This window comes from Sphingobium sp. (assembly GCF_048594625.1).
Classification (GTDB): Bacteria; Pseudomonadota; Alphaproteobacteria; order Sphingomonadales; family Sphingomonadaceae; genus Sphingobium.
On the sequence record NZ_JBMDWL010000076.1, the window covers coordinates 1 to 22,920 of the forward strand.

Annotated in this window: 24 protein-coding genes; 13 read left to right on the top strand and 11 right to left on the bottom strand. The window is 62.0% G+C overall.

Annotated features, from left to right (window positions below; translation table 11 throughout):
• From ACOJSJ_RS09195 to ACOJSJ_RS09220, 6 genes are all read right to left on the bottom strand, one after another.
• Positions 1–194: hypothetical protein (locus ACOJSJ_RS09195; RefSeq protein WP_420144682.1), on the bottom strand; the 194-nt coding region annotated here is incomplete at its 3' end.
• Positions 195–220: 26 nt separating this feature from the next.
• Positions 221–1,480 carry an N-succinylarginine dihydrolase gene (locus ACOJSJ_RS09200; protein WP_420144683.1) on the bottom strand — a complete coding sequence of 420 codons (1,260 nt, stop codon included), beginning with the start codon at positions 1,478–1,480 and terminating at the stop codon, positions 221–223.
• Positions 1,477–2,496 carry an arginine N-succinyltransferase gene (locus tag ACOJSJ_RS09205; RefSeq protein WP_420144684.1) on the bottom strand — a complete coding sequence of 340 codons (1,020 nt, stop codon included), beginning with the start codon at positions 2,494–2,496 and terminating at the stop codon, positions 1,477–1,479. Before ACOJSJ_RS09205 ends, ACOJSJ_RS09200 begins: the two co-directional genes overlap by 4 nt.
• Positions 2,493–3,734, bottom strand: a complete 1,242-nt coding sequence (locus ACOJSJ_RS09210; RefSeq protein ID WP_420144685.1) for a hydrolase — start codon at positions 3,732–3,734, stop codon at positions 2,493–2,495. The genes ACOJSJ_RS09205 and ACOJSJ_RS09210 overlap by 4 nt, the downstream gene beginning before the upstream one ends.
• A 59-nt stretch (positions 3,735–3,793) precedes the next feature.
• The gene (locus ACOJSJ_RS09215; protein ID WP_420144686.1) at positions 3,794–4,702 is read right to left on the bottom strand and encodes a DUF481 domain-containing protein; all 909 of its coding nucleotides are present in this window, start codon (positions 4,700–4,702) and stop codon (positions 3,794–3,796) included.
• A 53-nt stretch (positions 4,703–4,755) separates the two neighbouring features.
• Complete coding sequence (locus ACOJSJ_RS09220) at positions 4,756–5,241, bottom strand: RNA pyrophosphohydrolase (protein ID WP_420144687.1); 486 nt, start codon at positions 5,239–5,241, stop codon at positions 4,756–4,758.
• 210 nt (positions 5,242–5,451) lie between these two features.
• Between ACOJSJ_RS09220 and ACOJSJ_RS09225 the strand changes: the two genes are divergently transcribed.
• Together ACOJSJ_RS09225 and ACOJSJ_RS09230 are read left to right on the top strand one after the other, a co-directional pair.
• Positions 5,452–6,828 (top strand): cryptochrome/photolyase family protein, encoded by a 1,377-nt coding sequence (locus ACOJSJ_RS09225; RefSeq protein WP_420144688.1) that lies wholly within the window; start codon positions 5,452–5,454, stop codon positions 6,826–6,828.
• 35 nt (positions 6,829–6,863) lie between these two features.
• Entirely contained in the window at positions 6,864–8,129 is a 1,266-nt protein-coding gene (locus tag ACOJSJ_RS09230; RefSeq protein ID WP_420144689.1) for a class I SAM-dependent methyltransferase, read from the top strand.
• Positions 8,130–8,133: 4 nt separating this feature from the next.
• Here ACOJSJ_RS09230 and ACOJSJ_RS09235 read toward each other — a convergent pair whose 3' ends face one another.
• Together ACOJSJ_RS09235 and purF are read right to left on the bottom strand one after the other, a co-directional pair.
• Positions 8,134–8,844, bottom strand: coding sequence for an SDR family NAD(P)-dependent oxidoreductase (locus ACOJSJ_RS09235; RefSeq protein ID WP_420144690.1), 711 nt, complete (start codon positions 8,842–8,844; stop codon positions 8,134–8,136).
• An 89-nt stretch (positions 8,845–8,933) separates the two neighbouring features.
• Positions 8,934–10,394: an amidophosphoribosyltransferase gene (gene purF, locus ACOJSJ_RS09240; protein WP_420144691.1), complete on the bottom strand. Its 1,461-nt coding sequence runs from the start codon at positions 10,392–10,394 to the stop codon at positions 8,934–8,936.
• Between the two features lie 211 nt (positions 10,395–10,605).
• On the opposite strand from purF, the gene ccmC reads away from it, so the two are divergent.
• From ccmC to ACOJSJ_RS09280, 8 genes are all read left to right on the top strand, one after another.
• Positions 10,606–11,331 carry a heme ABC transporter permease CcmC gene (gene ccmC, locus ACOJSJ_RS09245; protein ID WP_420144692.1) on the top strand — a complete coding sequence of 242 codons (726 nt, stop codon included), beginning with the start codon at positions 10,606–10,608 and terminating at the stop codon, positions 11,329–11,331.
• Positions 11,332–11,335: 4 nt separating this feature from the next.
• Positions 11,336–11,467, top strand: coding sequence for a hypothetical protein (locus ACOJSJ_RS09250; protein WP_420144693.1), 132 nt, complete (start codon positions 11,336–11,338; stop codon positions 11,465–11,467).
• 10 nt (positions 11,468–11,477) lie between these two features.
• Complete coding sequence (gene ccmE, locus ACOJSJ_RS09255; RefSeq protein WP_420144694.1) at positions 11,478–11,924, top strand: cytochrome c maturation protein CcmE; 447 nt, start codon at positions 11,478–11,480, stop codon at positions 11,922–11,924.
• Positions 11,925–12,063: 139 nt separating this feature from the next.
• Positions 12,064–13,992: a heme lyase CcmF/NrfE family subunit gene (locus tag ACOJSJ_RS09260; RefSeq protein WP_420144695.1), complete on the top strand. Its 1,929-nt coding sequence runs from the start codon at positions 12,064–12,066 to the stop codon at positions 13,990–13,992.
• A complete protein-coding gene (locus ACOJSJ_RS09265) occupies positions 13,989–14,516 on the top strand; it encodes a redoxin family protein (RefSeq protein ID WP_420144696.1) in 528 nt (175 codons plus the stop codon). The genes ACOJSJ_RS09260 and ACOJSJ_RS09265 overlap by 4 nt, the downstream gene beginning before the upstream one ends.
• Positions 14,513–14,923, top strand: coding sequence for a cytochrome c-type biogenesis protein (locus tag ACOJSJ_RS09270; protein ID WP_420144697.1), 411 nt, complete (start codon positions 14,513–14,515; stop codon positions 14,921–14,923). Before ACOJSJ_RS09265 ends, ACOJSJ_RS09270 begins: the two co-directional genes overlap by 4 nt.
• Positions 14,920–15,564: a tetratricopeptide repeat protein gene (locus ACOJSJ_RS09275; RefSeq protein WP_420144698.1), complete on the top strand. Its 645-nt coding sequence runs from the start codon at positions 14,920–14,922 to the stop codon at positions 15,562–15,564. Before ACOJSJ_RS09270 ends, ACOJSJ_RS09275 begins: the two co-directional genes overlap by 4 nt.
• A 122-nt stretch (positions 15,565–15,686) precedes the next feature.
• Positions 15,687–17,615: a potassium transporter Kup gene (locus ACOJSJ_RS09280; RefSeq protein ID WP_420144699.1), complete on the top strand. Its 1,929-nt coding sequence runs from the start codon at positions 15,687–15,689 to the stop codon at positions 17,613–17,615.
• 127 nt (positions 17,616–17,742) lie between these two features.
• Here ACOJSJ_RS09280 and ACOJSJ_RS09285 read toward each other — a convergent pair whose 3' ends face one another.
• The 3 genes from ACOJSJ_RS09285 to ACOJSJ_RS09295 form a co-directional block, all read right to left on the bottom strand.
• A complete protein-coding gene (locus ACOJSJ_RS09285) occupies positions 17,743–18,210 on the bottom strand; it encodes an Hsp20 family protein (protein ID WP_420144700.1) in 468 nt (155 codons plus the stop codon).
• 322 nt (positions 18,211–18,532) lie between these two features.
• Positions 18,533–19,132, bottom strand: a complete 600-nt coding sequence (gene wrbA / locus ACOJSJ_RS09290; RefSeq protein ID WP_420144701.1) for an NAD(P)H:quinone oxidoreductase — start codon at positions 19,130–19,132, stop codon at positions 18,533–18,535.
• A gap of 126 nt (positions 19,133–19,258) precedes the next feature.
• On the bottom strand, positions 19,259–19,978 hold the full coding sequence (locus ACOJSJ_RS09295; protein WP_420144702.1) for a pirin family protein: 720 nt from the start codon (positions 19,976–19,978) through the stop codon (positions 19,259–19,261).
• A gap of 140 nt (positions 19,979–20,118) precedes the next feature.
• Between ACOJSJ_RS09295 and ACOJSJ_RS09300 the strand changes: the two genes are divergently transcribed.
• The 3 genes from ACOJSJ_RS09300 to ACOJSJ_RS09310 all read left to right on the top strand — a co-directional run bounded on the left by ACOJSJ_RS09300 (position 20,119) and on the right by ACOJSJ_RS09310 (position 22,817).
• A complete protein-coding gene (locus tag ACOJSJ_RS09300; RefSeq protein ID WP_420144703.1) occupies positions 20,119–21,012 on the top strand; it encodes a LysR substrate-binding domain-containing protein in 894 nt (297 codons plus the stop codon).
• Between the two features lie 295 nt (positions 21,013–21,307).
• Complete coding sequence (gene ctrA / locus ACOJSJ_RS09305) at positions 21,308–22,015, top strand: response regulator transcription factor CtrA (RefSeq protein WP_420144704.1); 708 nt, start codon at positions 21,308–21,310, stop codon at positions 22,013–22,015.
• A gap of 112 nt (positions 22,016–22,127) precedes the next feature.
• A complete protein-coding gene (locus tag ACOJSJ_RS09310) occupies positions 22,128–22,817 on the top strand; it encodes a pentapeptide repeat-containing protein (protein ID WP_420144705.1) in 690 nt (229 codons plus the stop codon).
• Positions 22,818–22,920 lie beyond the last annotated feature (103 nt).

Below are 22,920 nucleotides of genomic sequence, written 5' to 3' on the forward strand. Positions count from 1 at the left end.
AGCGCGTCGAGGATCTTGCCGCCAGCCATGAAGACCGCGCCGGAACAGGCAAGCGCCAGCACATGCCCGCCGGTGCCCGGATATTGCTGCATATAGACATGGCCGCGCTCCGCCGCGCCCAGCGCCAGTGCGTAAATCACCAGAAACGCCTCGAACTTGGTCTTGATGGTGAAAAGGCGCTTGATCCGTTCCATGTCGATCCCATTCGGCTTGCCCACCGTCAGATCGACAGGTCGCCCGACAGCTGCAAATGGTCAACAAGTGTTAACCATGATTGCTCGATCCGGGCAATCAGCCTTGTCCCGCCCAAATCCTGGGGTTCTATGGATTCTGGCCAATATTGGGACACCAGCGCCGCAATTTCATCCAGCCTTTTTTCGTCCACCAGAAACCGGGGATCGATGTCGGCCGGGTCGGCCACCACGCGCAGCCGCAGGCAGGCGGGGCCGCCGCCATTGGCCATGGACTGGCGCACGTCCACCGGCACCAGTTTCCGAATGGGACCATTGCCCGCGACCATCTGTTCCAGCCATGTCCACACCGCCGGTATATCCTGCGCCTCGGTCGGCAGGATCAGCGCCATCGTGCCGTCGGGCAGGGTGACCAGCTGCGCGTTGAACAGATAGGATCTGATCGCATCGCTCAGGCTGACGGCGCTGGCTGGCACCTCCACAATTTCGACGCAGGGCAGGGCGGCGCGCAGGTCGGCATAAAAGGCCGCCTTGTCGGTAAAGGCCTGTTCATGGGTGAACAGCACGCGTTCATTGGCGACGGCCACCACATCATTGTGGAACGCGCCTGCCGCGATCGCCTCCTCGCTCTGTTCGACAAACAGGGCACGCGCGGGGTCCAGGCCGTGAATGCGCGCGATGGCCTTGCTTGCCTCCACATGCTGGCGCGCGGGAAACGCACCGCCCGACCGGCCGTAGACGAAGACCTCCACGCCCGGCATGTCATGCCGCTGGGTCAGGCGCATATGGTTCGCTGCGCCTTCGTCGCCGAACGGGGCGGGGACCGGGTCATGCACGGCAAAGGCGCGCTGATCGGAAAAGGCGACACGCAGCTGGGCCAGCGTCTGCGGCCATTCATGGCTGCGATGCGGCATGGTGACGAGGTTCGCGACGGTCAGGTGGGTCCGCCCGTCCGCCGTATCGCTGGCGGGGGATATGGTTGCGGCATTGGCGGCCCACATGGACGATGCGGACATGGCGGCCGCGCGGATATGCGGCTCTGCATTGCCGACATCGGTGCCCAGTTTGGTCAGCCAGTCGACGTCAGGCCGCCATTGCGGCAGGAATATCCCCTGTGTCAGGCCCAGCCGCACATTGCCGCGCATCTTTTCGATCCCCTGCAACGCCGCCGCGCGGGGATGCGACACCGCCCCCGCATTGCGTGCGGAGGCAAGGTTGCCATGGCTCAGCCCCGCATAATTATGGCTGGGTCCGATGATGCCGTCGAAATTGATTTCTTTGATGCTCATGCCCGTCCCGCCATGGTGAAGGAAGCGCCGACATCGATGCCGATCCGTGCCGCGCTGGCCGCGTCCAGCGATATGGCGCCATCGGCATCTTCCTGAACGAAGCCCCAGGTGCAGCGATAATCGGCCAGCTGCCCGGTGGCGATCAGCATCCTGTCGCCACCCTTGTCATGCGTGGCGGACAGGGTGACGTCGCGGGCGGCCGCGATCGTCTTCAACTGATCGACCTGACCTACCATCGTCGGCCCGCCGTCAAAAATATCGACATAGCCCGCATTGTCGAACCCTTCGGTTTCCAGCATCCGCATCGCCGCCCTGCCATTGGGATGGGGCAGGCCGATGACGGCGCGGGCGCTGTCGGTCAGCATGGCGGTATAGATGGGCGTCTTTGGCATCAGGTCGGCGATGAACTGATTGCCGTTCACCGCATTGAACTCATCCGCTTCCTGAAAGCTCATGCCGAAAAAGCGTCCGGCCAGCCCGTCCCAGAAGGGGGAACCGCCAGCTTCGTCGATCACGCCGCGCAGTTCCGCAATCACCCTATCGCCAAAGCGCGCCCGATGACTGCGGATATAGAGGTAACGGCTGCGCGCCAGCAACAGGCCCAGTCCTTCCGCCCGTTCGCGCGGGTGCAGGAACAGGCCGCCGACTTCGACCGACCCTTCCAGATCGGTGGTCAGCGACAGCATCTGCGCACGGAAGGTCCGGCCCAGTTCGCGACTATGCTGGGTCAGTACACCCAGCCGGTAGCTGTAAAATGGCCAGTTTTGCCCGACGGTCGAAAATATCTGGCATGTGCCGCGCACCTGCCCCGTTTCGACATTTTCCAGCACCATGACGATCAGTTCGTCCATGATGCCGTCGCCCTGTCGCGACAGCGCCTGTTCCGTCCGCTCCAGCTTGGCGGACAGCGCCTTGCGGTCGGGCGGCAGGTTGGTAAATCCGCCGCCGGTCAGCTTGGCCATTTCGTATAGCGTCTGCAAATCGTCCGCGCGCGCGATGCGCATGATGAAGCTCAAGCGGTCATCCCCTCTTTTATATGTTTCGGATCGAACTGGCCGTGCGCGATGCGCCACAGCGCCAGAGCCGACAGTTGCGCCCGTTCGGGCAGACTGTCGGTCAGCAGAAATTCGGCGTCGCTGTGGATGCTGCCGCCCCGCACGCCCATCGTGTCGACCACCGGCACGCCGCAGGCCGCGATATTATTGCCGTCGCACACGCCCCCCGTATCACGCCAGCTTATCGACAGGCCCAGATCGGCGCCGCATTGCCGCACCAGCCCGAACAGGGCCCGCGCCTTTGCATCCATCGCCTTTGGCGGACGGCCGAACCCGCCATGCAGGTGCAGCCTCACATCATGATCGCGTGCCACATCGGCCATGCATTGGTCGATGAGTGCGCGGACCGCGGCGACATCGGGCGGGGTGCGCGGGCGAAAATTGACCCGCAAAATGGCATGGTCGGGCACCACATTGTTCGGGCCGCCGCCATCGATCTTCGCCGGGTTGCAGGAAAAGCCAGCACCGCTGCCGGCCTTCAGCCGCAACGCCAGATCGGCTGCGGCGATCAGGGCATTGCGCCCCTCGTCCGGATTGCGTCCGGCATGGGCGCTCCTGCCGGTGACTATGATGGAAAAATTCCCGCTGCCCGCCCGCGCACCCGCCAGCGTGCCGTCGGGCAGCGCCGACGGTTCGTAGGTGAAGGCCGCAAATTTTCCGCTGGCCGCGCTGCGCAACAGGGCGGCGGACGACCCGCTGCCCACTTCCTCGTCGCTGTTGATGACGACATCATAACCGATGCGCGTCGCCGCCTGCGAAGTTTCGATGGCATTCAGCGCCGCCAGCATGACGGCAATGCCGCCCTTCATGTCGGCCACGCCCGGTCCATTCAATATGCCCGGCTCCAGCCATCGTTGCGCCTGAAACGGATGGTCGGCCGGGAACACCGTATCCATATGCCCGGTCAGCAACAGGCGCAGCGGCGCATCGGCGCGTACGGACAGGTGCAGATGCCGTCCATGGGTGATCGACTGAACCCGTCCGTCGGGGCTGACGCTCTCGACCGGCTCCGCGTCGATCAGCCGCATGTCGCCGGGCAGGGCCGAAAAGGTATCGGCCAGCGCACTCGCCATGCGCGCGAGTCCATCCAGATTGCGCGATCCGCTGTTGATCGCCGCCCACGCCTGCGTCTGCGCCAGCATCGGCGCGGCGGCGGCCTGGTCCAGCAAAGCCCGTTCCTGCGATGAAAGGTCCGTCATCCACCCTGATCTATCAGAGCGCGAACCCGGCCTCCACCCCCGCAATAAAATTGCGTCTTTCAGAAATCATAGGTCAGCGTCAGGCGACTTAATGTGTCGAGATCGCGCGATGTTAGCAAAGTTTCGGATTCATACTGGACATTATAGGAAAGCGAAGCCGACCACCGCGTACTCACCTTCGTTTCCACCGAAGACAGCGCCTGAAGCGTAAAGACGTCGCTTTCGGCATAGCCTGATGCCGTCTGCTTGAACGTCAGCGTCGGCGTCGCCCGCCAGGCAAGCGCCATGGACCCACGAACGCCGATCTTGGTTTCGCGTTCGCCGATCAGATATTTGGCATGACGGATGGAAGGACCGATGTCCGCCGACAGGTCCACCGGTTTGCTGACGATCAGCTTGTAACCCACGCCGACCGACGCTGTATAACGTTCATCATAACCGATGGACGTATCGCGTTCGAACTGGGCCAGACCATAGGCGAAGCCGCGCGGATCAAATTCGTAACGCGGTTCATATCCCGCAAAATAGCGCTCACGCGATGTCACGCCATTGGCCCGGCGATAATCGGCAGCTGCGGTCAGCTTATGCTGCCATTGCAGCCCCGCCCGCGTGGCGGTGGCGGACGCGCTGATGCCGATTTCGCTGGTCGAACCGGTCGACCGGAAACCGCCAGCCTCGATCCGTCCGGTCCACAATTCATTGAACCGGGCTTCACGAATCACCGTATCATGCGTCGCCTTGGTCCGTTCCTTCCAGCTGTTGACCATTCGCTGGATTTCGTCTGCCGAACCCGGATTGGTCTGCTTCGCGATCTTGGCGACGGTGGCGATGTCGGTTTCATTGCCGTTGGCGATCGCTGCTTCCAGCATTTCACGCACGGCAGGCGACAACAGCGCTGGTTCATCGGCTCCGGCGATGGCGGGCAGGGCGGCGGTCAGCAACGACAGGGGGATCAGGCAGGCACGCATGATCCCGTCATAACCGACCGACATCGAATTTTAAGCCCCAAAGCGCCCATTCATCATATAAGTGCACGAAATTCCTGAAGGATATCGCGATACAGCTTGCGTTTGAACGGCACGATCAGGTCCGGCAGCGTATCGGGCGCGGTCCAGCGCCATTCGCGAAACTCTGGATGTCTGGTCTGGATGTTCACGTCGCTGTCCTTGCCGATGAAGCGGGCAAGGAACCAATATTGCCGCTGGCCGCGATATTTGCCGCCCCACAGCTTGCCGATCAGTTCCGGCGGCAGATCGTAAAAATGTTCGTCCTTGGCGGTTGCGATGATTTCCACCAGATCGCTGCCGATCCCGGTTTCTTCTTCCAGCTCGCGCAGGGCCGCCGTCTTGGCATCCTCGCCCTCGTCGATCCCGCCTTGCGGCATCTGCCATGCTTCCACGACATTATCGAGCCGCTGTCCGACAAAGACCTTGCCGTCCATATTGACCAGCATGATCCCGACGCACGGCCGATAGGCCAGTTCTTTTTCATTTGGCATGGATGCCATTATGCCCCCGACTGTTTGTTGTTCCGGCGCTCCACCGACCCCTCAAGTGCGCCTCGTCCGAAACGTCAGAATAGGCGGGCGGTCGCGCGACGTCCATGGATCGAATCATCCGTCCACCGATTTGCGATGAAAGAATGATGTGGCGGCATCATGGCAATATGATCCAACGGTCGCTTGGAACTCCGCCGGGCGGGGCGCATTGCGACTGTCATGTCCGAACCCGTTCTGCTCTGGCTTCGCCAGGATCTTCGCCTGTCCGATCAGGCCGCGCTCATCGCCGCTGCGGGGGAAGGCCCGGTCATTCCTGTATATATATTGGATGATGAAACGCCGGGCCAATGGGCGATGGGCGGTGCGTCGCGCTGGTGGCTGCACCATAGTCTGGCCCGTCTGAACGAAAGCCTGCGCGCGAAAGGATCGCGCCTGATCCTGCGGCGCGGCAACTGTGTGGATGAACTGGCCAGACTGGCCAGCGAAAGTGGTGCGGCACGCGTCCATGCCTTGCATCATTACGAACCCTGGTGGCGCGACGCGGAAAAGGCGGTCGCAAGGCATCTCGACCTGTGCCTGCATGACGGAGGGCTGTTGCTGCCGCCCGGTGCGGTGCGGACGGGGAATGGCGGAATGTATCGCATCTACACGCCATTTTCCCGTGCGGTCATGCAACATATGCCGCCCCATTCGCCACATCCCGCTCCCCATCATATCCGCGCGCCGGACCGCTGGCCTGACAGCGACAAGTTGCAGGATTGGGGGCTGTTGCCGACCAATCCCGATTGGGCGACGGGATTTGCCGCCGACTGGAAGCCGGGGGAAAAGGGAGGGCGGGACAATGTCGCTGCCTTTCTGGACGAAGCGGGCGCATATGCCACGGCGCGCGATCTGCCGTCGGTGAAAGGAACGTCGCGCCTGTCCCCGCATCTGCATTTCGGCGAAATATCGCCAGCCTATCTGTGGCACCGCATCGAATCTTCCGGCCATGATGCAACTATCTATCTTAAGGAATTGATCTGGCGCGATTATGCCCATGTGCAGATTTACAGTTTTCCGGCCTATGGCAGCGAAAATGCGCGCGACATGTTCGACGGGCTGCCATGGCGGGACATGCGCAGCGCGCGATCCGATTTCACGGCGTGGAAGAAGGGGAGGACAGGCTATCCCATCGTGGACGCAGGCATGCGTCAGCTATGGACAACCGGATGGATGCATAATCGCGTGCGCATGATCGCGGCCAGTTTTCTGATCAAGCATCTGTTGATCGACTGGCGCCATGGTGCACGTTGGTTCTGGGACACATTGGTCGATGCCGACTACGCCAACAACAGCGTCAACTGGCAATGGGTGGCGGGCAGCGGGGTCGATGCCAATCTCTTCACCCGGATCATGGCGCCGCTCACCCAGTCGGAAAAATTCGATGCCGCCGACTATATCCGTCAATGGGTTCCCGAACTGGCGGACCTGTCTGACGACGTCATTCACGACCCCGAAAGTCACGGCGCGAAACCCCGCAACTATCCGTCCAAAATCATCGCCCATCGCGCAGGGCGGGAACGCGCTTTGGAAGCGTATCGCCATATGAAGGGATGATTGCAGCGGTCGCGTGCTTGCGGCAGAGTGACGTCATGAATGCATCCGATCCCCGGCGCGGCAGGCCCGCCTTTTCCGTGCGACGGCCGCCACAGTCGGGTGCGTCCCGCTGGACCGCGCGGATGGTCGCCCCGCTGTTCCACCGTCTGCTCGACCGGATCGACCGGGGGCTGGAGCAGGGCGCGCTGGAAGCGGATCTGCCGGACGGGACATGCCGCCTGCTTGGGGGGCGGACCAGCGGGCCCCAATGTCGGGTCGATCTGCAAAGCTGGTGGGCGCTGGTGCGGCTGGTGGCGGGCGGATCTGCGGGTTGGTATCGTGGCTGGGCGGCGGGGGAATGGATCAGTCCCGATCCCGTGTCGCTCTTTGCACTGTTCATGTGCAATGCCGCATCGCTTGGACGGTCCGCCCGGCCGCATGGTCCGGGGCGTTGGATCGGCCGCCTGCTGCATATGGCGCGACGGAACAGCCGCGCTGGGTCGCGGCACAACATTGCTTTCCATTATGATCTGGGCAATGATTTCTACAGCCTATGGCTCGACCGATATATGCATTATTCCAGTGCCTTGTTCCTCAATATTGAGGATGGACTGGAGGATTTCGAGCAAGCGCAACGACGCAAGGTCGATGCGATCGTCGACCGGTTGAACCTGCATGATGGAGCATCGCTGCTGGAAATCGGCTGTGGCTGGGGCGGGTTGGCCGAACAGGCGATGGAACGTCATGGCGTCCGCTACACCGGCCTTACCCTATCGACCGAACAGGCGGAATATGCCCGCGACCGACTGGGGTCAGGTGCGCGGATATTGCTGACCGACTATCGCGATGGGCAGGGGCAATATGACGCCATCGCCAGCGTGGAGATGGTGGAGGCGGTGGGCCAGGCCTATTGGCCCGCCTATCTCGCTGCGATCCATCGCCTGCTCAGGCCCGGTGGCAGGGCTGCCATCCAATACATCCTGATCGATGATGCGATTTTTGATCGCTATGCCAGCGGTGCGGACTTCATCCAGACCTATATCTTCCCCGGCGGCATGCTGCTGTCCGAAAGCCGGTTTCGGGCGCTGGCGGAACGTCAGGGTTTCGAATGGCGTGACGTCCATCGCTTTGGCCCGCACTATGCTGAAACCCTGCGCCGGTGGCGCGAACGCTTTGATCACGCGATCGAGGAAGGGCAATTGCCGGCCAGCTTCGACCAGCATTTCGTTGCCTTATGGCGATATTATCTGATGTATTGCGAAGGCGGCTTTCGCGGCGGCGGCATCGACGTGGCGCAGGTGACGCTGGTAAAACCGGACTGATCGTTCAGCCTTCCACGCGCATCCTGTGTCCGGTCGGCGCGTCAGACGTCACCAGATCGACGATCGCCTGACCGACGACCTCCGGACCTTTCAGGCTTGCCGGATCTTCGCCGGGAAAGGCGCGGGCGCGCATCGCGGTGCGGGTCGCGCCCGGATCGACGATATGGGTGCGAATGGCGGAGATATTCTTCACTTCCTCGCCATAGGCGCCGACCAGCGTTTCCAGAGCGGCCTTCGACGCGCCATAAGCGCCCCAATAGGCACGCGGCGTAGCGACGGATGATGTGATGGCCACCACGCGCGCGTCGCCGCTGGCCCGCAACATGCCGTCGAACGCGGCGATCATCGCCTGCGGCGCGCCGATGTTCAGCGTCATCAGACGCGCAAATTCCTTGCTGTCGATTGCCTGCACGGCGGCCAGCGATCCCAGCGTCGCGGCATTCAGCACCAATATGTCCAGCGCGTCCCAGCGCCCGCCGATCGCCTGAGCGAGGCGGCCGATGCTTTCGCCGTCGATCAGGTCCAGCGGCGCGATGGTGGCGCTGCCGCCTGCCTGATGGATGCGGTCTTCCACTTCTTCCAGCCCGCCGCTGGTCCGCGCCGTCAGTACGACATGCGCGCCCGCCGCAGCCAGAGCCTGCGCCGTCGCCGCGCCGATGCCACGGCTCGCGCCGGTGACGAGCGCCAGTTTGCCAGAAAGCGGAAGGTCGGACATGCTGCCTCCTGTCATTCCAGGCGGTGCCGGAACTTGTGGATTAAGGAAAGAAAAAGGGCGGCCCAGATAGCGGGGCCGCCCTGATAGCGTCAGACGACGCGTTCTGCCAGCAATTCTAGCTGGTTGGTCACGACGGCATCGTCCTGATCGGTCAGCTTCGTCGGATAGTCGCCGGTGAAGCAGGCATCGCAATATTGCGGGCGGATGTCCGCGCGCTTCGCTTCGCCCAGTGCCTTGTAAAGGCCGTCGATCGAAATGAAGGACAGGCTGTCGGCGTGGATGAAATCCTGCATGCCGCCCACGTCCAGCTTGTGCGCCAGCAGCTTGGTGCGTTCGGGCGTATCGACGCCATAGAAGCAGCTATGCTTGGTCGGCGGCGACGCGATGCGCATATGCACTTCCGCCGCGCCCGCTTCGCGCATCATCTGCACGATTTTCAGCGACGTGGTGCCGCGCACGATCGAATCGTCGATCAGCACGATCCGCTTCCCTTCGATCAGGGCGCGGTTTGCATTGTGCTTCAGCTTCACGCCCAGATGGCGGACCTTGTCGCCCGGCTGGATGAAGGTTCGGCCGATATAGTGTGAACGGATGATGCCCAGTTCGAACGGAATGCCCGATTCCTGCGCATAGCCGATGGCGGCGGGAACGCCGCTGTCCGGCACCGGGATGACATAGTCCGCATCGACCGGATTTTCGATCGCCAGCTGCGCGCCGATCGCCTTGCGTACCGAATAGACGCTGGACCCGTCCACGATCGAATCGGGGCGGCTGAAATAGACATGTTCGAAAATGCACGGACGGGCGTGGGTTTCGCCGAACGGGCGGTGCGAACGGATCTGGCCGTCATTGGTCACGATGACCAGTTCGCCCGGATCGATGGTGCGGACATAGTCTGCGCCCACGACGTCCAGCGCCACGGTTTCCGAAGCGAAGATGGTCGATTCGCCGAGCTTGCCCATCACCAGCGGACGGATGCCCAGCGGATCGCGGCACGCGATCATGCCTTCGGGCGTCATCACGATCAGGGAATAGGCGCCCTCGACCTGCTTGAGCGCATCGATGAACTTGTCGAGCAGCGTGCGATAGCTGGACGTCGCCACCAGATGGATGATGACTTCGGTGTCGGACGTCGACTGAAAGATGGAGCCGCGGCGAATCAGTTCGCGACGCAGCTTCATCGCGTTGGAGATATTGCCATTATGGGCAACGGCGAAACCGCCGCTGTTCAGTTCGGCATAGAGCGGCTGCACATTGCGCAGCGACGTTTCACCGGTGGTGGAATAGCGTACATGGCCGCAGGCGGTGTCGCCGGGCAGGCCGCGAATCACTTCGTCGCGGTCGAAATTGCCGGCCACATGGCCCATCGCCCGGTGGGTATGGAAATCATGTCCGTCCCAGCTGGTGATTCCCGCAGCTTCCTGTCCGCGATGTTGCAGCGCGTGGAGGCCAAGCGCGACGATTGCAGACGCCGTTTCGGCGCGCGAAACGCCGAAAATGCCGCATTCCTCGCGCAACTTGTCGTCGTCGAAGGGATTGGTCGTAAACATGGGTGCGAGCGGTTCCATAGCCGTTCCTGACCCCCCTGGTGCGACCCTGGGGCGTCTCTTGTGCGCGCATATAGTCGCTTCCTGTCGGTTTGTCGCCCCACTGTAACAAAAAAGCCTGCCGGACCGTGACGGAACCGGGGCTTGTCCACTTTTCCATCGGCACAATGCCCTACTGGCGTTGGGGTCTGCGCCGGGCTAAGACATTGTCCCAATGCATCGTTTCGCCAATCCCGCCCGCTTTTTGAAGATCGCGCGTCCGCTGACCGGATGGCTGTTCTGGTCCGGCCTGTTTTTGTTGCTGGTCGGTTCCGCCTGCGGCCTGTTCGTCACGCCTGCCGATTATCTTCAGGGGCAGACGGTTCGCATTCTTTATATACATGTGCCTGCGGCGTGGCTTGGCATGGGCGGATGGAGCGGCATTGCGATCGCCGCGCTGATTCAGCTTGTGTGGCGTCACCCGCTGGCGGGCGTTGCCGGACGTGCCATAGCCGCGCCGGGCGCCCTGTTCACCGCAATATGCCTGATGACTGGTTCCATATGGGGCCGTCCGACATGGGGCACCTGGTGGGAATGGGATGGCCGCATGACGTCGATGCTGGTCCTGTTCTTCCTGTATCTGGGTTATATCGCGCTGGGCAATGCCAGTGCGCGGCAGGGCGCACAGGGCGGCGTCAGCAATGTGACCGCCATTTTCGGGCTGGTCGGCGCGATCAATATCCCGATCATCAACCGATCGGTTGTCTGGTGGAACAGCCTGCATCAGGGGCCGTCCATCACTTTGCGCGGGTCCAGCATCGATGGATCCCTGCTATGGCCGCTGGGCTTTACATTATTGGGTTTTACCTTGCTGTTCGCGGCGATCATATTCATGCGGATGCGAGCGATACTGGCACAAAATAAGGTCGAGGCGCGGATGCAGCGTCTGGCGAGAGGGTAGGGGAATGAATCAATGGGCTTTCGTGGTGGCCGCCTATGCGGTGACGCTGGCGGGGACGGCGCTGGTCAGTCTGATCAGCTGGCGATCGATGCGCGGCGCGGAACGACGGGCGGCACAGCTGTCGGATCGCGGATAATCCCCCTCTCATGAAGGCGAAGCATCAACGACTGATCCTGGCCGTGGCGGCATTGGTGGCGCTGATCGGCGCCGGCCTGCTCGCGGCGTCCGCGTTGAAGGATGAGGCGGCCTATTTCTACGCGCCTGCCGATGTCAGGAGTAAAGGCGTGGAGCCGGGCAAGGCGATCCGCCTTGGCGGCATGGTGGTGAAGGGCAGCCTGAAACGCGAGGCTGACGGCGTCACCATCCGTTTTGACGTCACCGATGGCAAGGCGACGGTGCCCGCAACCTTTAGCGGCATCGCGCCCGACCTGTTCAAGGAAGGCAGCGGCGTCGTGGCGGAGGGGGCGTTCGATGGCAGGGGCACATTCGTTGCCACCAATCTGCTTGCCAAGCATGACGAACGCTACATGCCCCGCGAACTGGAGGGCATGAACTATAATGAGACCACGCACGAGATGAAGGCGGACAAGTGAAGTTCGCCCTCGGGTTCTTTCCCGATCACGCCCGGCCCGGTTCAGCGTCGATCAATCCTTTGGCGTGGCATCGCGATGGGCAAGGGCGCTCTTGGCAGTCGATTGAATTTAAAGAATATTATTGCATGGTTTTACATTCATGATTGCTGAAGCCGGACTTGCCGCCCTTTGGCTCGCCGCGGCGCTGGCGCTGCTGCAACTCGTCTTGGCTCTGGGAGGGCTGAAAGGGGGGAAGCCGGAATTGCTAGACGCGGTCCGCCCGGCCGCCGTGGCGCAGGGTGTGTTGACGGCATTGGCCTTCGCGCTGCTCATCACCCAGTTCAGGCGGTCGGACATGACCGTCCGTCTGGTCGCCACCAACAGCCATTCGATGAAGCCATGGCTCTATAAATTTGCCGGGACATGGGGCAATCATGAAGGCTCCATGCTTTTATGGGTCACCGTCATGGGCGTGGCGGGGGCGGCGGTCGCGTTGTTTGAGCGCGCCCTGCGCCGGGATACGCATATGGCGACGCTGGGCGGGCAGGCGGCCATTTCTCTCGGCTTTTATGCCTTTCTGCTGTTCTCCTCCAACCCCTTCGCCCGGATCGATCCGGCGCCTGCCGATGGGCAGGGGCTGAACCCTCTGCTGCAAGATCCGGGCCTCGCTTTCCATCCGCCCACATTATATCTTGGCTATGTCGGCCTGTCCGTCGCCTTTTCCTTCGCCGTTGGCGCGCTGCTGACGCGGCAGGTCGATGCGGCCTTTGCCCGCGCCATGCGGCCATGGGTTCTTGCCGCCTGGGTCTTGCTGACGCTGGGCATCACGGCGGGCAGCTATTGGGCCTATTATGAACTGGGCTGGGGCGGCTGGTGGTTCTGGGACCCGGTTGAAAACGCCTCGCTCATGCCATGGCTGGCGGCGACGGCCCTGCTGCACAGCGTCACCGTGCTGGCGACGCGCGACGCGTTGCGGGCGTGGACGATCATGCTGGCCGTGGTCGCCTTTTCCATGTCCATGGTCGGCACATTCCTGGTCCGATCCGGCATCCTGACCAGCGTGCATGCATTCGCCGTCGATCCGGAACGGGGCAGCTTCATCCTTGCCTTGCTGGCCATTTATATCGGCGGAGCGCTCGCCCTCTTCGGGTGGCGCATCGGCTCCGTCCGCGAAGGCGCGCCGTTCGAACTGGTCAGCCGCGAAACCATGTTGGTGGTCAACAATCTGCTGCTGACCGTCATTCTGGGCCTTGTCCTGATCGGTACGCTTTATCCGCTGATGACCGAAGCCTTCGGTCATAAAGTGTCCGTGGGCGCACCCTATTTCGACCGGATCGCCGGGCCGATCGCGCTGGCGCTGATGGTGGCGATGGCCGCAGGGCCGGTGACGCGGTGGCGCCGTGATCGGGGCGTGGCCGTTGGAAAACGTTTGCTGGTGCCATTTGCCATAGCCTTGCTATTGTCCATTTCGCTGTCTCTTTTTCTGTGGGGACGCGTTGGCATCCTGCCGTTTTTCGGCCTCGTCGTCGCGGTTTCGGTTGGTATCGCCAGTCTGGCGCCGCTCTGGAAACGCAAGCTGCTGCGTACTCCATTGTTCACTTATGGCATGGTCGTCGCGCATCTGGGTTGCGCCGTCAGCCTGGGTGGAATGGCCTGCGATTCCGCTTTCACTGTGGAGAAGCTGGTCGCCGCACGCCCCGGCGACACCATCCGGACCGCTGGCTGGACCCTGCATTTTCGCCAGATCGCGCCGCTGGCAGGCGACAACTGGACTGCGTTGCAGGCGGAGATGGACGCGCAGCGGGGCGGATCGTCAGTCGTCATCCGGCCCCAGTCCCGCTTCTTTGCCTCACCGCCGACCACCACCAGCGAAGCCGCTTTACTGACCCGATGGGACGGCCAGCTTTATGTCGTGTTGGGCGAAGAGGTGGAGGATGGTCGCTGGCAGCTGCGGATATGGTGGAAACCCTTCGTCACGCTGATCTGGCTGGGCGGCATCATGATCGCGCTGGGCGGCGCGCTGGCGCTTGTCGGGCGGGAACGGCGCGGCTGGCTGATGAAATGGCGGGCAAGGATGGCCGAAGCATGAAAAAACTGCTGATCTGGCTGCCGCTCATCCTGTTCATGGCATTTGTCGGCCTGTTCGCGGGCGGCCTGTTCAAGCCCGACGACCGCGTCATTCACTCGCGCCTCGTGGGACAGCCCTTGCCGACATTCGATCTGCCAGCGGCGGCCAGCGACCGCCCGCCATTGGCCAGCGCAGGCTTCGCCGACGGCAAACCGCGCCTGCTCAACATCTTCGCCAGCTGGTGCGTACCCTGCGCCGCCGAAGCGCCGCAACTCATGGCGCTGAAACGGGCGGGGGTGGTCATCGACGCCATCGCCATTCGGGATGCACGCCCCGATGTCGATCGCTTCCTTGGCCGTTACGGCAATCCCTACAACCGTATCGGCCTCGACGCGCGCAGCGCGGTGCAAATGGCTCTGGGGTCTTCCGGCGTACCCGAAACATTCGTGATCGATGGTAAGGGGCGCATCGCCTATCAGCATATCGGCGACATTCGCGCCGATGACGTGCCGATGATCCTCGACCGGCTGAAGGACGCGCGATGAAACTTTTCCTTGCGCTCCTGGTCGCGTTGATGGCGGTCCCGGCCACCGCGCAAACCGCCTTGCCACCAGCACCCTATGCCGACCGCCAGATCGCCGATCCCGCGCTGGAGCGAAAGGCGAAGGCATTGATGGAAACCATTCGCTGCCTCACCTGCCAGAGCCAGTCCATCGCAGACTCGAACGCCAGCATGGCTGGAGATATGCGGTCGGAAATTCGCGAGCGGATCATGGCCGGGGAGCAACCCGAAGCGATCCGCAGCTGGCTCATATCCCGCTATGGCGACTGGGTCAGTTATGAACCGACGGCGGCGCCGATCCTGTGGCCGCTCTGGGCTGCGCCCTTGATATTGCTGGCGCTTGGCCTGTTTTTGCTGCGTGGGCGTATCAGGCGGAAAGGCAAGGCATGACGGGCTGGCTGATTGCATTCGGGCTGGCGATCGCCGCTTTTCTGGCGATGCTGTTTGTCGGCCGTATTCCGCGTTCCACACGGGAAATCGGCGCCGCTGCGCTGTTGCTGGGGCTGGCGGGCTATGCCTGGCAGGGGCATCCGGGGCTGACGGGTATGCCGCGGATGGCCAGGAAAGCAACGGGCGAAAAGTTCGACGAAAAGCTGGCGGAACAACGCCGTGGCCTTGCGGAACGCTATGGCAAGGCGGCGCAATGGCTGGTCATATCGGATTCCTATGGCCGTCGAGGCATGACGAAGGAATCGGCCAATGTGCTGCTGTCGGGTCTTCGCGCGACGCCGGATGACGCCAATCTGTGGCTGGGCCTTGGCAACGCCCTCGTCGCCCATGCCGATGGGATCGTGTCGCCCGGCGCGGATTTTGCCTATCGCCGGTCCATGGCGCTCGATCCGCAAGGCCCCGCGCCGCGCTATTTTTACGGCCTGGCGCTGGCTCGCGGCGGACGATTGCAGGCCGCACGCGACTTATGGGAACCGCTCGCCGCGAGCGCACCACGGGGCAGCGAAGTGAAAGCGGAACTGGAAGCCAATATCGCGCGTATCGACGCCATCATGAAACAGGGTGCGCCGGACGGACAATGATGCAGCGCAGCGCGCACATTGCGTGGTCCCCGGAGGCATGGTAGGGCGCGGCCAATTACGGGAGGCAAGCGGGCAATTCCGCCATCGCCCCCGATCAGGTGTCGAAACGAGCATGATCCTTCATGGCTGATCTTCTTCCCAACACCGCTCCGGCCTCCGACGAGGATGATCAGGGCGGTCATGGACATGCACGGCAGAAGGCAACGTTGAAGCTGGTGGTCGGTGCGATCGGTATCGTCTTTGGCGATATCGGCACCAGCCCGCTCTATGCCTTCCGCGAAACCTTCCACGGTCATCATACGCTGACGCTGGACCCGGACCATATATTGGGCGTCATCAGCCTGATGTTCTGGTCCATGATGCTGGTGGTGACGCTGAAATATGTCAGCATCATCATGCGCGCCGACAATAAGGGGGAAGGCGGCAGCCTGGCCCTGCTGGCGCTGATCAACGGTCAGACGAAGACGCAGCGCTGGTCGCGCGGCATCGTCCTGCTGGGGGTGTTCGCCACCGCTCTGTTCTACGGCGATTCGATGATCACCCCGGCGGTATCGGTACTGTCCGCGGTGGAGGGGCTGACCGTCTACAACCCCGATCTGGCGCCGGTCATCCTGCCTGCGGCGATCATCATTCTGCTGGGCCTGTTCTGGATACAGGGGCTGGGCACCAATCGCGTGGCGGCCTTTTTCGGGCCGATCATGCTCACTTACTTCATCACGATCGCGGCGCTCGGCATTGTGTCGATCATGAAGACGCCGGGCATTCTCTTTGCCTTCAATCCTTATTGGGCGGTGATGTTCTTCGTGACCGATCCGCTTCCGGCCTTCCTTGCGCTCGGGTCGGTCGTGCTGGCGGTGACCGGGGCGGAGGCGCTTTATGCCGATATGGGGCATTTTGGCCGCAATCCGATCCGTGTGTCCTGGCTCGCTTTCGTGCTGCCCGCCCTGATGCTGAACTATATGGGACAGGGCGCGCTACTGTTTCGCGAAGGCGCTGCGGCGCTGCAAAGTCCCTTCTACAATCTCGCGCCGCAATGGGGGCAGTTGCCGCTGGTTGTGCTGGCCACGCTGGCCGCCATCATCGCGTCGCAGGCCGTGATTTCCGGCGCCTTTTCGGTCACGCAGCAGGCGATCCAGCTGGGTTTCATGCCCCGCCTGCGGATCGAACATACCAGCGCTTCGACGGCTGGACAGATCTATATCCCCCTGATCAACTGGGGGTTGATGGTGATGGTCATCCTGCTGGTGCTTGTGTTCCAGACATCGTCGAACCTGACCGCCGCCTATGGCATTGCGGTGACTGGCGCGATGTTCATCGACAATGTTTTGTTGACGGTGGTGCTCTATCGGCTCTGGAACTGGAAATGGTATTATGCCGCGCCGTTGCTGGCGATATTCTATCTGGTCGATGGCGCCTATCTGGCGGCCAATCTGACGAAGGTGCCCGACGGTGGCTGGTTCCCGCTGCTGATCGGCTTCGTCGTCTTCACCTTGCTGACGACATGGTCGCGCGGGCGCCGGCTGGTGCAGGACAGGCTGCGCGAAGCGGCGATGCCCATCCCGGTGTTCGTCGCGTCAGCGGCCAACAGCGCCGTGCGCGTATCCGGCACCGCGGTTTTCATGACGTCCACGCCCGATGGCGTGCCCCATGCGCTGCTTCACAATCTGAAGCATAACAAGGTGCTGCATGAACGGGTGATCCTGCTGACGGTGAAGATCAAGAATGTGCCGTTCGTGGAGGATGACGGACGGTGCAAGCTGGAGGATCTGGGCCGGGGCTTTTTCCGTCTCGTCCTGCAATATGGTTTCATGCAGGAACCGGACGTTCCCGCCGCGCTGAAAAACGTGACTGGTTGCGGGCAGGCGTTCAAGATGATGGATACCAGCTTCTTCCTTGCCCGACAGACGTTGTTGCCGTCCGCAAAGCCCGGCATGCCGCTGTGGCGGGAAAAGATTTTCGCTTGGATGTTGCGCAATGCGGAAAGCGCGATGGAATTTTTCCGTCTGCCCACCAATCGCGTCGTCGAACTGGGCAGTCAGGTCGAAATCTGATTTTCATGTCTGGAAGTTCACACCGTTCAGAGTAGAACGATGGCGCGCTATCGTTTCCGGACAGGGCATGAAAAAGGGCGCGGCCTCCTCGGCTGCGCCCTTCATTTTTTGTCCTGATGTCAGATGATCAGGCGGCGTCGCGATCCTTGCCGCCGATGTCGACCAGCTGGCCGCCGTTGACGGCGATCTTCTTGGGCTTCATCGCTTCGGGCACTTCGCGGATCAGTTCGATGGTCAGCAGGCCATCGGCCAGATCGGCCTTTTCGACGCGCACGAAATCGGCCAGTTCGAACCGCCGTTCGAAACTGCGGTTGGCGATGCCGACATGAAGGAATTTCGAGCGATCCGCGGCAGACGCTTCGTCTTTGCGGCCGACGACCTGTAGCAGGCTCTGCTGCGCGGTGATGTCGATTTCATCGGCGCGAAAACCCGCGACGGCCAGCGTCACGCGATAGCGATCTTCCGACAGGCGTTCGATGTTGAAGGGGGGGTAATTGTCGCCCTGCGCCATTCGGGCGTTATTTTCGATCAGGTCGAACAACCGATCGAAGCCGACGGTGGAGCGGCGATAGGGGGTCAGGTCGAAACCACGCATTGTCATAATCTCCTAAAGAGCAAAATGATCGTGCCGAACCCATGACAGGCGTTCGACGGTAAGCCGTCCGGTCCCATGTGGCGACCGGACAGCATTGATATGGTTGGGGCTTTGACGGTTTCAAGAGCCGGAAAATATTGCAACGGCGGGCGGCCTCAGCCGATCCCCAAGCAGTAGGAGGAAGCCGGGGCAATGCCGTCCGGCCGAACGAAAAGGGGCTGGCGCATAGTCCCGATGCGCCAGCCCCCTACGGACGTTGCCATGCCCCGATGCGACGCGGGGCCGGTTCCATGCCGCGCCTGTTAGACGGCGCGGGTTGCGATCAACCGTGCAGCTTGATCGCGGTTTCCGCGATGCGGCGGCCCTGATAGCGCGCGCCGTCCAGTTCTTCTTCGCTCGGCTGGCGGCTGCCATCGCTGTCGGCCAGCGTGGTCGCGCCATAGGGCGCGCCGCCGCGCACCTTGTCCACGCCCATCTGGCCCGCAAAGCCATAGTCGAGGCCGACGATGGTCATGCCGAAATGCAGCAGGTTGGTAATGATCGAAAAGAGTGTGGTTTCCTGCCCGCCATGCTGTGATGCGGTGGAGGTGAAGGCGCCGCCGACCTTGCCGTTCAGCGCGCCGCGCATCCACAGGCCGCCCGCCTGATCGAGGAAGGAAGCCATCTGGCTGGACATCCGACCAAAGCGGGTGCCGGTGCCCACGACGATCGCGTCATAATCGGCCAGTTCGGCGACGGTCGCGACGGGGGCTTCCTGATCCAGCTTGAAATGGGCGTTCTGGGCGACTTCCAGCGGGGCGGTTTCCGGCACGCGCTTGATGTCGACGGTTGCGCCGGCCGATGCTGCGCCTTCCGCAATGGCCTTGGCCATGGTTTCGATATGACCATAAGAGGAATAATAGAGAACCAGAACCTTAGCCATGATGCGTCTCCTTGTCTGAACGATGTGGTCTTTACAGGTAAAAAGGGGTGGCCGCCTGCATATGAAAGTATAGATGCAGGCGGCCTGGTCCGTCCGAGGGGGAGGGGAAGACGGACCGAGGGAAGATCAGATACTGTCCACCAGGACGATTTCGGCATCCTCGATCGCCTTTATGGTGATCGGGCCGCCGACGACGATCGCCGCGCCATCGCGCGCTTCGAAGGCTTGACCGTCAATTTCCACCCGTCCCGTCGCCGGGACCAGATAGATGTGACGCCCTTCGGCGCTGGTGTAGGTCACGCTTTCGCCCGCCTTGATCGTGCCGCCCAGTAACCGGGCGTCGGCCCGGATGCGCAGCGCTTCGCGGTCGTCGTCATAACCGCTGGCAAGCACGGCCAGCTTGCCCGAACGATTGCCCTTTGGAAACGGTTTGGTGCCCCAGCTTGGCTGGCCACCACGGACGCGCGGCATGATCCAGATCTGGAACAGGGTGGTGGTTTCGTCTTCCAGATTATATTCGGCGTGACGGATGCCGGTGCCCGCCGACATCACCTGAACGTCGCCGGCTTCGGTCCGGCCTTTGTTGCCCAGACTGTCCTGATGCGTGATCGCGCCGGTGCGGACATAGGTGATGATTTCCATGTCGGCATGCGGGTGCGGCGGGAAGCCGGAGCGTGGGCCGATTTCATCGTCATTCCACACCCGGATGGCACCCCAGTGCATCCGGTGGTCGTCATAATAATCGGCGAAGGAAAAATGGTGGCGCGCATTCAGCCAGCCATGGTCGGCATGGCCAAGCGACGCGAACGGGCGGCGCTCTATGCGGCTCGCGATGGTCGTGGTCATATATGTGCCTCTGGTTGTTCGAACCCGAAGGTGCGATTGTGCCATTTGCCGCGGAAGGCTGATGCTTCCGCTTGCTTTCCACCAATCTAGCGATCAGGGTCGTTTCATAAACTGGCAGCTTTGAAACGGATTGTTTCCCGATGCGACTACCTGATTTTGAAGCATGGGCGATGTTTGCGGCCGTCGTGGAGCATCGCAGCTTCACCGATGCGGCCAAGGCGCTGAGCGTGTCCAAGGCGACGGTGTCGAAGGCCGTGACCCGGCTGGAAGAACATCTGGACACCAGCCTGTTCAACCGGACCAGCCGCCGTCTGGCGCTGACCGAAAGCGGGAAGCGGTTGGCTGACCATGCCCAACGCATATTGGTCGAAGGGCAGGCGGCCGAAGAAGCGGCGCGCGATGAAACGGCGGAACTTTCGGGTGTGGTCCGGCTGGGCGCGCCGATGACGTTCGGGTTGCTGAGGGTCGCGCCGCTGATCGCACAGTTCGCGCGGGAACATCCGATGGTCGATGTCGACCTGCATCTGTCGGACGCGCATATCGACATCGTCGAAATGGGGCTGGATGCGACCATCCGCGTGGCCGACATGCCCGACAGCTCGCTGCGCGCGCGGCGGCTGGCGGATGTTACCCTCTATACCGTCGCGTCGCCGGGCTATCTGGACGAACGGGGGCGGCCGCAACATCCCGCCGATCTCGGCACCCATGACTGCCTTTGTTACTCCAACGCCTCCAGTCCCGACGTCTGGCGCTTTTCCGGGCCGGGGCAGCAGAATGTCGTGGTGCAGGTGCGCAGCCGCCTGACCGTAAACAGCGGGGAAGCGATGCTGCCTGCGCTGCGCACGGGGATCGGCATCGCCCGCCTGCCCGACTTCATCATCGGCGACGCATTGGCCAAAGGTGATGTCGAGGAGATATTGATGGAATGGCGGCCCGCGCCTCTGGGACTGCATCTGGTGACGCCGCCTTCACGTCTGCGTCCGGCGCGGGTCGATGCGTTACTGGACTATCTGGCGAAGCATCACGGCTGTTAACCCGCTTTGCGCCGCTGGTAAGATTTTTTTCAGCATCCTTACCAGTACGATGAGGTTTACAACGGCCGTTCACCCTTGTTTCGAAGGTGAATCTACCTTGACTCTAGGTGGATTGTTGCAGCTTCAACCCTTTGTAAATAGATTCATTTTGCCACGACTCGTGGATTCCTGCCGGTTAGCGAAAAATTAACCTTTGTCCTTCAGAAGTTTTTTGGTTAATGAATTGAAGCGGAAGCCGTTCTGGTGGGTGAACGGAACTGCGATACACCGTTAGGTGAGATACAAGGGGCTTCACATGCGCGTGCTGCTGATCGAGGACGAACCGACCACCGCCAAGGCGATCGAGCTTATGCTCACGACCGAAGGCTTCAACGTCTACACCACGGATCTGGGCGAGGAAGGCCTGGATTTGGGCAAGCTGTATGATTATGACATCATCTGCCTGGACCTGAACCTGCCCGACATGCACGGTTATGACGTGCTGAAGAAGCTGCGCGCCGCCAAGGTGCAGACGCCGGTGCTGATCCTGTCGGGCATTTCCGAAATGGACAGCAAGGTGCGTTCCTTTGGCTTCGGCGCCGACGATTATGTGACCAAGCCTTTCCATCGCGAAGAGCTGATCGCGCGCATCCATGCCGTCGTCCGCCGGTCGAAGGGGCATTCGCAGTCGGTCATCCGCACGGGCAAGCTGTCGGTCAATCTGGATGCCAAGACCGTGGAGGTGGACGGCAATCGCGTACATCTGACCGGCAAGGAATATGCGATGCTGGAACTGCTGTCGCTGCGCAAGGGCACGACGCTGACCAAGGAAATGTTCCTGAACCATCTTTATGGCGGGATGGACGAACCGGAACTCAAGATTATCGACGTCTTCATCTGCAAGCTGCGCAAGAAGCTGGCGCTTGCCTGCGGTGGCGAAAATTACATCGAAACGGTCTGGGGCCGTGGCTATGTGCTGCGCGATCCCGACGAAATCATGGAAGAACAGGCGAAGGTCGCCTGATACCGACTTTGGGGTCGATCGGGTGAAAGGCCGATGTCCGGGGGGGCATCGGCCTTTTTTCTGTGCCTGTCTTCACCTGGATCGCCGGGTCGATGGGCGCTAGGGATGGAATATGGATGATCTGTTCGCCGACCGCGCCATCAAAGACAGGATATTGGGCCGCGCCGACATCGCGGCGCTGACCGGGGGAATGGCCGCGCATCTGGTCGATTGCGATCTGGAAGAGGCGGACCTGTCGGGGCTGGACCTGTCACGATGGATTTTCGAACGTTGCCAGATGCGGCGCACCGACCTGTCGGGGGTGAAGCTGGAGGGGACGTCGTGGCAATCCTGCCGGGGCGGGTTCGTGCAGATGACCGGCGCGGATGTGCGGGAGGCGCGCTTCGTTGCCTGCGACCTCAACAATGCGGTGCTGCGGCGTGCGAAGCTGTTCGGGGCGAAATTCGAACGATGCAAGCTGACCGGCGCGGACCTGAGCGACGCAAGCGCGCTGGATGTGGAGTTTGCCGAAACGCTGCTGGTCGACGCGCGCCTTCCTGGCTTTTCCTTTCGCAAACAGCATCTGACGGCGGTGGATTTCAGTCAGGCCGATCTGGCGAAATGCGATTTTCGCGGCACATTTTTCGATGGATGCAGCCTGCGCGATGCCACGCTGGACGGTTGCCGGTTCGACGGAGCGGATCTGCGCGGGGCCGATCTGGGCGGGTTGCGGCTGGTGCATGCGGGGATGTTCCGGGGTGCGACCATATCGCGTGAACAGGCAGGGCAATTGCTGGGCGAATTGGGGTTGAACGTGCGTTAGGGCATCTCGCAGTCATCTGGGAGCAGATGGCGGTATCGCCAGAGGCGGTACATTCAGAACATGATCCAGAATAATGAACGGACCGACGGCCGGGGTGGCTGTC